This window comes from Pseudomonas sp. NPDC099000 (genome assembly GCF_044759925.1).
In the GTDB taxonomy this organism is placed as follows: Bacteria; Pseudomonadota; Gammaproteobacteria; order Pseudomonadales; family Pseudomonadaceae; genus Aquipseudomonas.
Genome location: NZ_JBIWAF010000002.1, coordinates 1 through 13,513, shown reverse-complemented (window position 1 = coordinate 13,513; position 13,513 = coordinate 1). Strand labels below are relative to the sequence as shown.

13 protein-coding genes are annotated in these 13,513 nt (G+C 58.5%); 6 read left to right on the top strand and 7 right to left on the bottom strand.

The window, feature by feature from the left end; genetic code table 11:
• The first annotated feature begins 105 nt into the window (after positions 1-105).
• Positions 106-468 carry a hypothetical protein gene (locus ACIQV9_RS02355; RefSeq protein WP_403097695.1) on the top strand — a complete coding sequence of 121 codons (363 nt, stop codon included), beginning with the start codon at positions 106-108 and terminating at the stop codon, positions 466-468.
• Positions 469-575: 107 nt separating this feature from the next.
• Here the strand turns inward: ACIQV9_RS02355 and ACIQV9_RS02350 are convergent, their stop codons facing one another.
• Positions 576-800: a YgdI/YgdR family lipoprotein gene (locus ACIQV9_RS02350; protein ID WP_403097693.1), complete on the bottom strand. Its 225-nt coding sequence runs from the start codon at positions 798-800 to the stop codon at positions 576-578.
• A gap of 187 nt (positions 801-987) precedes the next feature.
• Here ACIQV9_RS02350 and ACIQV9_RS02345 point away from each other — a divergent pair, with 187 nt between their 5' ends.
• The 3 genes from ACIQV9_RS02345 (at position 988) to ACIQV9_RS02335 (ending at position 5,940) form a co-directional block, all read left to right on the top strand.
• Positions 988-2,640 carry a VRR-NUC domain-containing protein gene (locus tag ACIQV9_RS02345; RefSeq protein ID WP_403097691.1) on the top strand — a complete coding sequence of 551 codons (1,653 nt, stop codon included), beginning with the start codon at positions 988-990 and terminating at the stop codon, positions 2,638-2,640.
• Entirely contained in the window at positions 2,637-4,916 is a 2,280-nt protein-coding gene (locus ACIQV9_RS02340; RefSeq protein ID WP_403097689.1) for an ATP-dependent DNA helicase, read from the top strand. Before ACIQV9_RS02345 ends, ACIQV9_RS02340 begins: the two co-directional genes overlap by 4 nt.
• Before the next feature lie 127 nt (positions 4,917-5,043).
• Positions 5,044-5,940: a zeta toxin family protein gene (locus ACIQV9_RS02335; RefSeq protein WP_403097686.1), complete on the top strand. Its 897-nt coding sequence runs from the start codon at positions 5,044-5,046 to the stop codon at positions 5,938-5,940.
• Here the strand turns inward: ACIQV9_RS02335 and ACIQV9_RS02330 are convergent.
• The gene (locus ACIQV9_RS02330; protein WP_403097683.1) at positions 5,921-6,676 is read right to left on the bottom strand and encodes a DJ-1/PfpI family protein; all 756 of its coding nucleotides are present in this window, start codon (positions 6,674-6,676) and stop codon (positions 5,921-5,923) included. The genes ACIQV9_RS02335 and ACIQV9_RS02330 overlap by 20 nt on opposite strands.
• A 146-nt stretch (positions 6,677-6,822) precedes the next feature.
• Here ACIQV9_RS02330 and ACIQV9_RS02325 point away from each other — a divergent pair, with 146 nt between their 5' ends.
• A complete protein-coding gene (locus ACIQV9_RS02325) occupies positions 6,823-8,745 on the top strand; it encodes a PAS domain S-box protein (protein ID WP_403097681.1) in 1,923 nt (640 codons plus the stop codon).
• Positions 8,746-8,757: 12 nt separating this feature from the next.
• Here the strand turns inward: ACIQV9_RS02325 and ACIQV9_RS02320 are convergent, their stop codons facing one another.
• Positions 8,758-8,991 carry a hypothetical protein gene (locus ACIQV9_RS02320; RefSeq protein WP_403097679.1) on the bottom strand — a complete coding sequence of 78 codons (234 nt, stop codon included), beginning with the start codon at positions 8,989-8,991 and terminating at the stop codon, positions 8,758-8,760.
• 138 nt (positions 8,992-9,129) lie between these two features.
• Between ACIQV9_RS02320 and ACIQV9_RS02315 the strand changes: the two genes are divergently transcribed.
• Complete coding sequence (locus ACIQV9_RS02315) at positions 9,130-9,666, top strand: hypothetical protein (RefSeq protein WP_403097676.1); 537 nt, start codon at positions 9,130-9,132, stop codon at positions 9,664-9,666.
• A 49-nt stretch (positions 9,667-9,715) separates the two neighbouring features.
• On the opposite strand, the gene ACIQV9_RS02310 is transcribed toward ACIQV9_RS02315, so the two are convergent.
• From ACIQV9_RS02310 to ACIQV9_RS02295, 4 genes are all read right to left on the bottom strand, one after another.
• A complete protein-coding gene (locus ACIQV9_RS02310) occupies positions 9,716-10,012 on the bottom strand; it encodes a hypothetical protein (RefSeq protein ID WP_403097674.1) in 297 nt (98 codons plus the stop codon).
• A 190-nt stretch (positions 10,013-10,202) separates the two neighbouring features.
• Positions 10,203-11,546 (bottom strand): cation:proton antiporter, encoded by a 1,344-nt coding sequence (locus ACIQV9_RS02305; RefSeq protein ID WP_403097671.1) that lies wholly within the window; start codon positions 11,544-11,546, stop codon positions 10,203-10,205.
• Between the two features lie 46 nt (positions 11,547-11,592).
• Positions 11,593-12,204, bottom strand: coding sequence for a Yip1 family protein (locus ACIQV9_RS02300; RefSeq protein ID WP_403097668.1), 612 nt, complete (start codon positions 12,202-12,204; stop codon positions 11,593-11,595).
• 249 nt (positions 12,205-12,453) lie between these two features.
• Positions 12,454-13,311: an SDR family oxidoreductase gene (locus ACIQV9_RS02295; RefSeq protein WP_403097666.1), complete on the bottom strand. Its 858-nt coding sequence runs from the start codon at positions 13,309-13,311 to the stop codon at positions 12,454-12,456.
• Positions 13,312-13,513 lie beyond the last annotated feature (202 nt).

Genomic DNA, 13,513 nt, shown 5'->3' with positions numbered 1-13,513 from the left:
ACGATAACGAGGTAAACCTGCCTGAATTCGTGACCCGACAGTCACCCAAGGACTCCAATACCTTGCAACAACAGGATTGAGTACTGGATCAGGAGATTAAGGAACGTGAGTAACAGCAAGAAGCACCTCATCGGTTTGGCGCTGGCCCTGTTATCGGGGAGTGCCGCCGCAGAGTTGCCTCACAGCTCGATTTTGAGCCGCTATGGCATGACGCCAGATCAACTGCCGACGCCGGCATCGCCGGAAACCGTCGAACCCCTTGAAGAGAAAAGCCGTTTCCAGCTGCAGCCGGAACAGCCTTTTGTGACCTTTCGCTCGGAGCAAAAGCATCCGCAGATCACCGGCAACATCAGCATCGATCACGCGATGCAGCAGGAATTTGATCGCTGCCAGAAGATTAATGAAGAACTGAGGAGGCGAGGGGGGAAGTTCATTTCCTGCGATAACAGTACGCCGTGGATGCCATAGATTTTCGGCGTCTTTGAGGACCTCATCGCGGGCAAGCCTCGCTCCTACAAGGACTCGTACAACCCTGTAGGAGCGAGGCTTGCCCGCGATGAACGATGACTCGGTCTTCAGTCTTCCTCGCGAACCGTGGCCACGTCGTTGGCATTGACCTTCACTTTCGCGCCGGAAATATCCTCAAACTCGTAAAACCCGTCCTTGGTCTTGGTTTTCGGCATGTCCTTGGTCAAATACTGGGTGCCGTTCTGCAGCGTCACGACCGTTGGCGTGGAGCAACCGGCCAGGGCCAGGAAGGCCACCGCTGCCAAGGGCAAACCCAGAGTCTTGATATTCATACCCACCTCTCAAATGTACAAAAAAAGCCGCTATGCCGGTTGGTGCCATGGATCGGCAGAAAGTTCGATGGTCACCCGAAAATAACCAGATAGCGCCGCCGCTTATCCTTTTCCGTTTGCACCGGATACGCCGTAGCTGTTATCTGTACGCATAACCAGTACTCGCTCGCCATGGCCATTTTTCCCTGTGACTGCAAATCCTCTCGATGACCCGTTCTATTACTTGAACAACTTCATGCAAGTGCTTGATTGGCTTGAGCATCGCTATGCCGATGTACTGAGCGTCGAGGAGCAGGACTTCATTCGCGACTTCAGTCGGCAACCCCGCGAGTCCCGAGCGCTGCTGGTCAGGATGGTGATGCGCAAGGGGTTGCATTTCAGGGCCGGCAAATTGAGTTACGTCGAGATTGGCGACATTGCCAGCGCTGCCCAGCCATTGCTGACGGCAGGCTGGATTGACGAGCAATCGCCCTTGCCGATCGGCGACCTGTTCGAGGTGCTGCTCAAGGCCGAGATTTTTCACTGTTTGGGTGCGGCCATCGATCAACCCAAAGGCAAGAAGACCGAATGGCTGGCGACCCTGAGTGAGCGGTTCTGCGAGGCGCAAAGCTTCGCGCAATGGTGCCCGCAACTGAACGACCGCCTGTTCACGCTGACCATCATGGACCTGTGCGACCGGTTGCGGCTGATGTTTTTCGGCAACCTGTATCAGGACTGGTCGGAGTTCGTGCTGGCCGACCTCGGCATCTTTACCTATGAAAAAGTCGAATTCTGCGCCGAATCCCGGGGCCTGCGCAGCCGTGAGGACGTGGACGCCTGCCTGTTCCTGCACCACTGCCAGCAACGTCTCGAGGCCGGCGAGGTGGTGGCAGACATCGTCGAGCAGATCAACGGGCTGGCACTCGACAACCCGTGGTTGCAACGTCGTCGGGGCAAGCTTTTGTTCCAGATCGGTCAGTACTGCGAACGCATCACGGATTTTTCCACGGCGCTGACGATTTACCGCGACTGCGCCTATCCCGGCGCACGCGTGCGCCTTATTCGGGTGTTGGAGCGTTGTGGGGAATATCAGTTGGCCCTGCATTTGGCCACGCACGCGGAGCAATCGCCGGAAAGCGCCACCGAGCATCAGCAGGTGCTGCGTGTGTTGCCCAGGTTGCGGCGCAAACTGGGCGGTCCAGCGATGAAGCGGCCATCTCCCCGGGAAATGCTACGCCTGGACCTGCACTTGCCCAGGACAGATCCGGCGTTGTCGGTCGAATTTCATGTTCAGGCGCACCTGGCGGAGGATTCGGCACCGGTGCACTACGTCGAAAACAGTCTGATCAACTCGCTGTTCGGCCTGTTGTGCTGGCCGGCAATCTTTGCACCGTTGCCGGGAGCGTTTTTCCACCCCTTCCAGCGCGGGCCGGTGGACCTGCTCAACGAGGACTTCCATGCGCGTCGTGCGGATCTGTTTCAGGCGTGTCTCGCCGAACTCGATGACGGGCGTTACATCCAGACCATCCGTGAACGCTACGTCGACAAGTGGGGCGTGCAGTCACCTTTTGTGTTCTGGGGCGCGCTGAGCGAAGAACTGCTGGATCAAGCACTCGATTGCCTGCCGGCCGAACACCTCAAGCACTGGTTCAATCGCCTGCTGCTGGACATCAAGGCCAATCGGGCCGGCATGCCCGACCTGATCCAGTTCTGGCCGCAGCACAGGACCTACCGCATGATCGAAGTCAAAGGCCCCGGCGATCGCCTGCAAGACAACCAATTGCGCTGGCTGGAGTTCTGTCACGAACATCAGATGCCGATCGCCGTCTGCTATGTGCAATGGGCGGAGCAGAGCGCTTGAGCTACAGCATTGCGGTGCGGGCGCTGTGTGAATTCACCGCCAAGGTCGGCGACCTCGACCTGCGTTTCACGCCGTCGCCGACCGCGCTGGAGGGCATCGTCGGGCACCGAACCGTCGCTTCGCGTCGAAGCGAGGGCTATCAAAGCGAAGTCGCCCTCGAAGGCCTGTATAAAACCTTGAAGGTCAAGGGCAGGGCGGACGGCTATGACCCGGTGCAAAACTGCCTGGAAGAAGTCAAAACCTATCGAGGCGACCTGAGCAAGCAACCGGCCAACCACCGGCAATTGCACTGGGCGCAAGCGAAGGTCTACGGATGGCTGATGTGCCAGAAGCTGGAGCAGGCGCAGATCAATCTGGCGCTGGTGTACTTCGACATCGTCAGCGAAAAGGAAACCTGCCTGGTCGAGGCCTTCAGCGCCGGGGAATTGCAGCAGTTTTTCGAGCATCATTGCGGGCTGTTCCTGCAATGGGCCGAGCAGGAAATGGCCCATCGAGAGGCGCGCAATCGCGCGGCGCAGCAATTGGCGTTCCCCCATGCCGACTTTCGTCCGGGGCAACGGCATCTGGCGGAATCGGTGTTCAAGGCAGTCAGCACCGGTCGTTGCCTGATGGCTCAGGCGCCGACCGGCATCGGCAAGACCGTGGGCACGCTGTTTCCGATGCTCAAGGCCTTGGCGCCGCAGCAGTTGGACAAGGTGTTCTTTCTCACGGCGAAAACACCGGGGCGCAAACTGGCGCTGGATGCCGCGCAAGTGATCCTGGATAGCGCCGATGCGCCGCCGCTGCGGGTGCTGGAGATGATCGCCCGGGACAAGGCCTGTGAGCACCCGGACAAAGCCTGTCACGGTGAATCTTGCCCGTTGGCCCAGGGCTTTTATGATCGTTTGCCGGCCGCCCGCCAGGCCGCCAGTGAACTCAGCCTGTTGAATCAGGACGCATTGCGCGAAGTGGCATTGGCGCATGAAGTCTGCCCTTATTACCTGAGCCAGGAAATGGCCCGCTGGGCAGACGTGGTGGTCGCCGACTACAACTACTATTTCGATTTCAGTGCGTTGCTGTTCGGACTGGCCCAGGCCAATAACTGGAAAGTCGCGGTGTTGGTGGATGAGGCGCACAACCTGGTGGAACGCGGCCGGCAGATGTACAGCGCCACGCTCGATCAATCGACCCTCAACGGCGTGCGAAAAACCGCACCGGAGGCCCTGAAAAAACCGTTGCAGCGGGTCAATCGTGAGTGGAATGCCCTGCACACTCTGCAATTGGCCCCCTATCAGGCATACGACAAGGCACCGGAAAAGCTCCTCCAGGCGCTATCGTCGTGCAGCGCGAGCATCGGCGATTATCTGAACGATCATCCCCAGGGCCTGGACAGCGCCCTACAGAATTTTTACTTCGACATGCTGCAGTTTTGTCGCGTGGCCGAGCTCTTCGATGAGCAGTTTCTGTTCGACATCAGCAAGCGTGACCTCGAGCGCAAACAAAACCTGTCGCAACTGTGCCTGCGCAACGTGGTGCCGGCCGGTTTCATCCGCCCGCGCCTGACCGCTGCGCGCAGCACGGTGCTGTTCTCCGCGACGCTGAGCCCTCGGCATTATTACGCGGACCTGCTGGGTACGCCGCCGGACACGGTGTGGATCGATGTCGAATCGCCGTTCCATGCCGACCAGTTGAAAGTGCACATCGTCAGCCAGATATCGACCCGATTCGTCCACCGTCAGGCGTCCCTCGAACCGATTGTCGAACTGATCGCCCGGCAATTCAGCCAACGCCCCGGTAACTACCTGGCATTTTTCAGCAGCTTCGATTATTTGCAGCAAGTCGCGCAGTTACTGGCCGAGCGACACCCGCAGATCAATGTGTGGTCGCAGTCTCGGGGAATGGCGGAAGGGCAACGCCAGGCCTTTCTCGATCAGTTCACCGTGCACAGCCAGGGCGTTGGTTTTGCGGTGCTGGGCGGAGCGTTCGGCGAAGGCATCGACCTGCCGGGTGCACGCCTGATCGGCGCGTTCATCGCCACCCTGGGGCTGGCGCAACTCAACCCGGTCAACGAGCAGTTGAAGCATCGAATGGCGGCGATCTTCGGCGCCGGTTATGACTACACCTACCTGTATCCCGGCGTGCAGAAAGTGGTGCAGGCGGCAGGAAGGGTGATCCGCACTCAGCAGGATCAAGGGGTGGTGATGTTGATTGATGACCGGTTCGGTGACAGCAAGGTGAAACACTTGCTGCCGCGTTGGTGGTCGGTCGAGCAGGCGCATTTGACCTTTGCTACGTAGGATCTTTTACCTTTTAAAACAAAGACATATCTTGAAAGACACACGCGTTTGAACAAACGCGGAAACAGCGCTTTATTCAAAGGGCAGGCATCACTTTCAGCCCGCTCTTTGATAAGGAAATCAAGGTATGTCCTCCGCACCGAACTACACCTACACCTCTGAGCAAGTCACTGCCGCGTTCAATGTCATCAAAACCACGCTGTTCCGCGGTATCACCGCCGAGGAAACGCCCAAAATCCTGGTGGTTGCCGGGCTTCAAGGCTCGGGTAAAACCTTTCTGCTGGAAAACACACTCCTGCCGACCCGGCGCTACGACAAATATGTTCGTCTCTACCTGCCCGAATACCGACAAAAACACCCTCAGTACGCGGAAATGATCAAGCTCGGCGTCCTGCATGCCTATGAGCATACTGAAGCTTTCGTCCGAGAGCTCAGCGCCAAAATCTTCACCGAAGCCTTCACACTCAAATACAACATCATCATGGAGTGTGCGTTCGACAGCCTCGATTTCGCCGCATTTCCACCGCTGGCGACAGCGGCCGGCTATCAGTTCGAAACGCATATCGTTGGCTGCACGCTGGAGTTTGCTCACGTTTCGAGCATCAAAAGAGCTTTCAAAAGCCTGGAAAACCGCGAGTTGGAAAGGTTTGTCACGCGATCGACGCTGGAGGCGGCCATGCGGAATGTGCAAGCGGTCATCCTGGCCTTCGAAACCGCCTCGAAGGCCGTCGACCGTTCACAAATCACTGTGTATGAGCGCGGGTTCGGGGCGCTGAAAGAACGCGTCTCGCGTGCTCATTTCACCTACGCCACAACCGCTGGTGTGACGCCATCTTCGTCGCCGACGGTGTTCAGCGCCTATGGAAGCATCATCAATAATCATGTCCACACCCTGAATGAGCGTGACGAGGTGGTAAAAGAATGCCACCTGGCGTTGCTCAGAACCCAGACATACGCCCAGGTTGTCCCTGATTTTGTCTACAACGACCTATACGCCTGCATTGTCAAATACGTGAACCGATAAGCAGGCGAACCCATTCGGCGGCGAAACGATGACAGTCTCCTGGCCAGCGAGCAGTCAGCAACGGTCCATCGCGGACGACGAAACCCCGTTGTGGCTGGTCCGCCGAATCACGCACCGCCAGGAATGGCCCGCGCAGGAAATCCATCGGGCTGGACAGGGCTGCGGTGACTTCCGCTTCGACGGTTTGAGGATAGGTCCGGTAGTAGCGGCCGAGCCAGGCAGCGGTGATTGCCCAGGCAGGCAGCTCCATGGTGTTGGCCACCAGGGCGGTGACCTTGCGCCCCTGCAACACCGAAAGCCCGCTGTCCGGGTCGAGGGTGCGGGCAAGCACCAGCACGCCGTGACAGACCGCTGCCACGGGTTTGTCTGCCTTGAAAAAGTGCAGGGCGATCCGTCGGGCCTGCTTGGACTCCAGCAGGCTGCGCATGCCCTTGGCATGCCCGCCGGGAATCAGCAGCCCGTGGAACTCGCTGGGGTCGACATCGTCATAGGACAGCGGTTTGCGAAATGAAGGGTCTTCGATCATCCGGGCGTAGCTGGCAAGGTCGGCCTTGCGCGTCATCAGCAACGGGTTCAACGGGCCGAATCCGATGTCCACCAGGCGCGAGTCGGCGTAGGCGGGCAACCCCTCGGGTGACGCAAAGCGCACCTCGATGCCGGCCTGGCGCATGGCTTGCCATGGAACGCTGCTCTCAGTGGGGTCATAGTCAGAAGTGGGCAACAGAATCAGGATCATTGGGGCGCCTTGAATGGGCCAGGAATGGCGTTTGGCTTCGAGAATAGGTGGTCCGAACGCTATGCTCCAGTGCACGGCCGTTTTCGGGCTTACCAAACCCACGGTTTGTCGCATACTCCACAAAACAATAATCACGGGTGTGATCGATGAGTGATAACCAGTCCAAAACCAACTCCATCGAGGAAATGCGCTTTCGCCTGCTGATTGATGCCGTGGTGGACTATGCGATCTACATGATTGACCCCGATGGCATCATCATCAGCTGGAACTCTGGCGCCAAACGTTTCAAGGGGTATGAGGAGGCGGAGATCCTCGGTCAGCATTTTTCACGCTTTTATACCGAAGAAGATCGCGCAGCCGGTCTGCCCCGGCGCGCGCTGGATACGGCGATCCGCGAAGGTCGTTTCGAGGGCGAAGGCTGGCGGGTTCGCAAGGACGGCACGCACTTCTGGTGCCATGTGGTGATTGACCCTATTCTTGATCCGACGGGCAAGCTGTTGGGTTTCGCCAAGATCACCCGGGACCTCACCGACCGCAAGATGGCCGAGGAGACCCTCAAGCAAAGCGAGCAGCAGTTTCGGTTGCTGGTTCAAAGCGTCACTGACTACGCCATCTACATGCTCGCCCCGGACGGACGCCTGACCAACTGGAATCAAGGGGCCCAACGCATCAAAGGCTACCGCCCCGAAGAAGTCATCGGCCAGCATTTTTCCATCTTCTACACCCCTGAAGACCGTGAAGCCGGGGAGCCACAACGTGCGTTGGAGACCGCTACCCGGGAAGGGCGCTTCGAAAACAAGGCCTGGCGCGTGCGCAAGGACGGTACGCGGTTCTTTGCCCATGTCGTGGTCGATCCGATCTGGGGCGAAACGGGCACGTTGCTGGGTTTTGCCAAAATTACCCGCGATATCACCGAGGCCACACAAGCACAAAAGGCCCTGGAGCAAACCCGTGAAGCACTGTTTCAGGCGCAGAAGATGCAGGCCATCGGCCAACTCAGTGGCGGGATAGCCCACGATTTCAATAATCTGCTGACCGTCATTCTTGGCAATCTGGAAATCGTGCGCAAACGCGTGGGAGAAGATCCGAAAGTCACTCGATTGGTGGACAACGCCACCCAGGGTGCCTTGCGCGGCGTTTCCCTGACCCAGCGCATGCTGGCTTTCGCCAGACGTCAGGAACTCAAGTCCGAATCCGTCGAGATACCCGCGCTGGTGGAAGGGATCAGCGGACTGTTGCGCAGCTCTCTCGGACCCTCCATTCAGCTTGAAACACGCTTTTCTCCTGACCTCGTACCCGTCATGGCGGATGTGAATCAACTCGAACTTGCCGTGCTGAACCTCGCAACCAATGCCCGGGATGCCATGCCCAACGGCGGTAAAATCGTCATCAGTACCCGGACAGAAGAAATCCCCGATCAATCAACGTTGATGCTGGAGCCAGGTCGATATGTTTGCCTGGGTGTCGCCGATACCGGAGAGGGCATGGATGAGGCCACCCTGTCCTCGGCAATGGACCCTTTTTTCACCACAAAAGGGGTGGGCAAAGGCACGGGGCTGGGATTGTCGATGATCCATGGCTTTATCGAACAATTGGGCGGGCGATTCATTCTCAAGAGCCAGAAGGACCTGGGTACGACCGCTGAACTCTGGATACCCGCGGCCATCGCTAATTCGGGCAGCAAACCTGCTGCACCGGAAGTGGAAGCACCACCAGTGGCTCAATTGTGCGTATTGGTGGTGGACGACGACAGCCTGGTGTTGACCAGTACCGGCCTGTTGCTCGAGGACCTCGGCCACCGGGTGCTCAGTGCGGTGTCCGGCACACAAGCGCTGGAGCTGATTGACGGTGAGCAGCACATTGACCTGGTCATTACCGACATGGCGATGCCACAAATGAATGGCGCGCAACTGGCGAAGGCAATCCGGACCTTGAAGCCGGACGTGCCGATCATTCTCGCCACGGGTTATGCCGAGCGCCTGGAAGGCTTCGCGACCAAACTCCCGCGCTTGTCCAAACCTTATACCCAACTCAATCTGGTGGAGGTCATTGCCCTGGCCATGAAATGACGCGCGTTACGCTCAGCCGTTCGCGTTCTTCTTGAAACCGCGCAAATTCATGGCACACAGGCAAAACTGCAACACGATCAATGCATAGGCGTGGGTGTGGTAACCCCAGATCACCCACAAGAGGTTGCTGACGATAAAAAAACTGAAGCCCCACACCCTGCGCGAGGGTGTTTGCGAGCCGATCAACCATGCTGCCAGCACCGTGACCAGCATCGCCGGCCATTGCACCCAATCGAGAGAGTCCATCCGCGGTCCTTAAAGTCAGCTTGTGTATCTGAAGGACCACGCCAGCGAAGTAGCGTTCGACCGAGGCGCATTAAATCCGGCTGAACTTTGCCGGGGCAGGTTTCGTCTTAACGCTTTCCCAGTCGCTGTGTAATTCCCGTGCCCAGAATATTGACCGAACAAACTGCCAAAGAATCCATGACCGAACACCACGCCAAGATGTTCGGCTCGCCCAAGGAGCGCCTGGATTTCTACCGCCGGGAAATCCAGTACGAAACCAGCATCCTCGCCAATCGGACCGACGCTTACCTGGCCGCGCAGTCGTTTCTGGTGATTGCCTTTGCTTCCTGCATGTCCAACCTCAATCCCGAATGGGGAAAACTCTTCACCCTGGTGGTGCCGCCGTTCCTCGCGCTGCTTGGGCTGCTCAGTTCGCTGAACGCCTGGCCGGGGATTCGTGCGGCTTATGACATCATCGACCACTGGCACTTCAAGCAGAGTGAGCTATTGCGCAGTGAGCCATTGATGGGGCTGGCTTACGATGAGTCGCCGCTGTTCAGTGAGATGGAGTCGTCCCACAAGGGATACCGCAAATCGCTGCTGTTTTCCGTGCGCACGCCGTGGATTTTTGCGACGTTCTGGGTGTTGCTGGGCAGTTATGCGTTTTACATACAGGTCACCAACCCTGGCGGCTGAACCGCAGACTGAAAAGCCCGGCAACCGCCGGGCTTCTATTGACTCGAATTCAGGCCCGGTCTTCGAGCTGCTGGCGCAACCGGTGGGAGTTGTTCATGGACATCGGGATCGGCGGGAAATCCGCGTTGAGCAATCGCAGATGCTCGATCGCCTCCTGAAATTTCAGATCAGCCTTCCTGCGCATCGTCCGATAACGCTCAAACCGTTCCAGGTCCATATCGCCGTCCTCAAGCATCTCAAAGGCACAGCGGCTCAACAACTGGGCGTCTTCGAACATCTGGCGATTGCATTCCAGGGCGAACGCCCGGCAGGCTTTGATTTGATCGGGAGTTGAACAGTGAATCATGACCGGCACCTTATTCTTATCCGAGGTCCCTTTTTGAAGGCATCGTTGCCACAGTGGAACCGAACCTGTCGGGTTCCGCCACTCCAAAAACCAGGCGGAATTAAGGTTGTGACTATCGGCTTGCACAGGGATTTCAAATTTTTTAAGGCGAAATTTCGTTTGATCCACCCGTAAATACACAGGCAAAAAATCAAATAATTTGTTTCTTGCGCCGTTCATAGCGGGCGAGGGTGGGTTGCGTGGTGATGCCGTGGATCAGAATGCTCAACGCGACCACGGACAAGGTCAGGTCCGTACACAGCGTCGACACCGACTGGCCCACCCCGTGATTCAAGGCGTAGAACAGGTAATACAGACTGCCGATGCCACGTATGCCGAACCAGCCGATCAACATTCGTTGCCGCCAATCGAGCAACCGGCCCCATGGCATCACGACGACGCTCAAAGGGCGAATCAGGCAAAACAACACCCCGCCGACCAGCAGGGCGCGCCAGTCCCAGTGAGCGATCAGCACGACGCCGAGCAGGGTCACCAAAAAGACTTCCATGGCGCGCTCCACGAGACTGCCAAACGCGAGCATGTCACCCATCATGATGCCAGCGGCGACCTGGGTGTCCTCAAGGTTGTTGGTATCGCCATGCACCGCGTGTTGCGGTTCGACATTCTGGTGACCGACCACCGGCTGGACCAAATGCTCAGCAGGGAGCTCGTCATTGTCCGTGGAGCTGACTTCCTCTTGCCGCAATCCGAGCCCGGCAGCAAATACCGACAGAAACCCGTAAGCGTGGATGGACTCAGCACCGACATACGCCAGGGCAATCAAGGCGAGGGCCAGGTAATCGTTCGGGGACAGCGTGCTGTCATCGTTCTTGATCCGCAGTGTCAACGTCAGGCGCCCGATGCCGCGCCCCATCCAGTAACCCGTCAGCAAACCGGCCGGAACGGCCCAGATCAGGCTGCGTAGCACCCAGTCGCCAAACCAGCCGGGGTTACCCTCGTGTTGCAGCAGGAGCAGGCCAAGGATCACAAACGGAAACGCAATCCCGTCATTGAGCCCGGCTTCACCAGAGAGGCCAAACCGCACGCTGTCGTCATCCCGCGCGTCGTTGACCTGGACCAGAGCGGCAAGCACCGGATCGGTAGGCGCCAGGATCGAGCCGATCAGCACTGACGCGCCCCACGACAATTGCAGCCCGTAATGCAGCAACAGGCAGATGCCGACAATGGTCAACAACATGACCGGGCCGGCCAGGCCGAACGCGATCCGCCAGTTTTTATGCTTGAGCGGCGAGCGCAATTTCAGGCCGCAAACAAACAACGAAAAGAGCACCGCGACTTCCGTCAGGTGCTCCATCCAGATCGAAGCGTCAGCGGTGTCCAGCTTCAACAGCCCGAACCCGGCCGGCCCGATGGCGGCACCCAGCACCAGGCACACCGCAGACGTGGTCACCGGCATCCATCGCAGGTAGGACGAAGTCAGCGCCAGCGTCAGCAATACGGCACCCAACACGGCCACCCATAAAATGAAACTCATGTTCGGCTCTCGCTGGGGGTGGACCGGGTTCGTGGGCCTCTTTGGATCAACCGACCGTCGCGCGCAGGTATTCAGGCGTCAGCACGTTGAACCACAGCAGAATCATCTCTACCAGAATAGTCACCAATACCAAAAGGCCGACACCCCAGACGCACGCCGCGTTCAGCAGGCCTTGCTCCTTGCGCTCGTGCATGAACGTCGGCAGGCCGACAAACAGCAAAAACGTCGAGTAGAGGGAGGCGGCGCCCAAGACCGTAATGGCGAGCCAACGACTCGGGTACAGCCCGGCAATACCGGCCAGGAAGAACGGTGTCGCGGTATACGCTGCAAAGCCAATGCATTGATTGATGGTCGGGCGCGCGTCGAAGGTGCGCGACATCCAGCGGATGAATCCCCCCATCAGCGCCACGCCGGCGATGATGGTGACGTACAGCAGCACGCAAAGTTGCAGGGCACTTTGGGTACTGAGCTTGACGATTTCGTTCTCGGCCAGGCTCCAGCCGACATAGGTGGTCCCGATAAACAGGCAAACCGCGGGGATCAACGCGAGTAGCAGTAAATGCGCGAGGTAATGGCGCGGGTGTGCTTCTTCTTCCCGGCGAATATCCGTCCAGGCGAAATTGGGCTGGGTGAAGAGTTTGACGATAGGTGCGGACATGATGACCTCCTCGAGCGGCCCGTGATGGGGGCCTAAACGTATTGAGGGGGGAGATTTGCCGGGGGTTCATTTTTTTGCGTGTTAACTCACTTGTAGCCTGTGGCGAGGGGGCTTGCCCCCGTTCGGCTGCGCAGCAGTCGTAAACCCGGTATGCACGGTTTCTCCTGGAACACCGTGGTTGAATGGTTTCACGACTGCTGCGCAGCCGAACGGGGGGCAAGCCCCCTCGCCACAGGGCGGCGCCACCAGCTACAACATCGGTTTGCCGCCGGTCACGCCATAGCGCTGTCCGGTGATGTAACTGGCCTCGTCCGACGCCAGCAGCACATAAATCGGCGCCACTTCCACCGGTTGTCCCGGGCGCCCCAGCGGGGTGTGCCCACCGAAGTTCTGCACTTCTTCATCGGGCATGGTCGAGACGATCAACGGTGTCCAGATCGGCCCCGGCGCCACGCTGTTCACCCGAATATTTTTCGGCCCGAGCATCTGCGCCAGACCGCCGGTGAAGTTGGCGATCGCGCCCTTGGTCGTGGCGTAAGCGAGGAGGGTGGGTTTGGGCATGTCCGAATTGACCGAACTGGTGTTGATGATCGAACTGCCGGCCTTCATGTGCTTCAGCGCGGCCTGGCAGATCCGGAACATGGCCGTGATGTTCACGTCGAAGGTCATCACCCACTCTTCGTCCGGGATGTCTTCGATGTTTTCGTGCGTCATCTGGAAGGCTGCGTTGTTGACCAGAATATCGATCCGCCCAAAGCGCTCGACCGTCTTGTCCACCAGGGCCTGGCATTGCGCTTTTTGCGCGATGTCGCCGGGCAGCAGCACGCATTGGCGTCCGGCCTGTTCGACCCAGCGCGCGGTTTCCTGCGCGTCTTCATGTTCATTGAGGTAGGCGATCGCAACGTCGGCCCCTTCACGGGCGAAGGCAATGGCCACCGCGCGACCGATGCCGCTGTCGGCCCCGGTGATCAAGGCAATCTTGCCGTCCAGCCGGCCCGAGCCTTTGTAGCTTTTTTCGCCACAGTCCGGGTACGGGTCCATTTTCTTTTGGGAGCCGGGAACGGGCTGGCCTTGTTTGGGAAAGGGTGGTTTTGGATAGTCAGTCATGGGAAATCTCCGATCTCGGGGCACAGGATTCAAAGGGTTGACCCTGGTGTTTTGCCTTGAGTTCGGTTGGATTTCAGTACCCCTTTCAGTGATCGTTCCCTCGCTCTGTGGTGTGCACCCCAAAAGTTGGACACGACCGATGGGGTGTTTCATGGGAAAGTACACGATTCAAGCGAAGCTATCAGCGGTACAGGATTATTGC

Excerpts from the sequence above, each read along its gene's own strand:
- ACIQV9_RS02305 (WP_403097671.1), bottom strand. The coding sequence starts at position 11,546 with ATGAGTTTCATTTTATGGGTGGCCGTGTTGGGTGCCGTATTGCTGACG.
- ACIQV9_RS02325 (WP_403097681.1), top strand. The coding sequence starts at position 6,823 with ATGAGTGATAACCAGTCCAAAACCAACTCCATCGAGGAAATGCGCTTT.
- ACIQV9_RS02320 (WP_403097679.1), bottom strand. The coding sequence starts at position 8,991 with ATGGACTCTCTCGATTGGGTGCAATGGCCGGCGATGCTGGTCACGGTG.
- ACIQV9_RS02335 (WP_403097686.1), top strand. The coding sequence starts at position 5,044 with ATGTCCTCCGCACCGAACTACACCTACACCTCTGAGCAAGTCACTGCC.
- ACIQV9_RS02300 (WP_403097668.1), bottom strand. The coding sequence starts at position 12,204 with ATGTCCGCACCTATCGTCAAACTCTTCACCCAGCCCAATTTCGCCTGG.
- ACIQV9_RS02350 (WP_403097693.1), bottom strand. The coding sequence starts at position 800 with ATGAATATCAAGACTCTGGGTTTGCCCTTGGCAGCGGTGGCCTTCCTG.
- ACIQV9_RS02330 (WP_403097683.1), bottom strand. The coding sequence starts at position 6,676 with ATGATCCTGATTCTGTTGCCCACTTCTGACTATGACCCCACTGAGAGC.
- ACIQV9_RS02310 (WP_403097674.1), bottom strand. The coding sequence starts at position 10,012 with ATGATTCACTGTTCAACTCCCGATCAAATCAAAGCCTGCCGGGCGTTC.
- ACIQV9_RS02295 (WP_403097666.1), bottom strand. The coding sequence starts at position 13,311 with ATGACTGACTATCCAAAACCACCCTTTCCCAAACAAGGCCAGCCCGTT.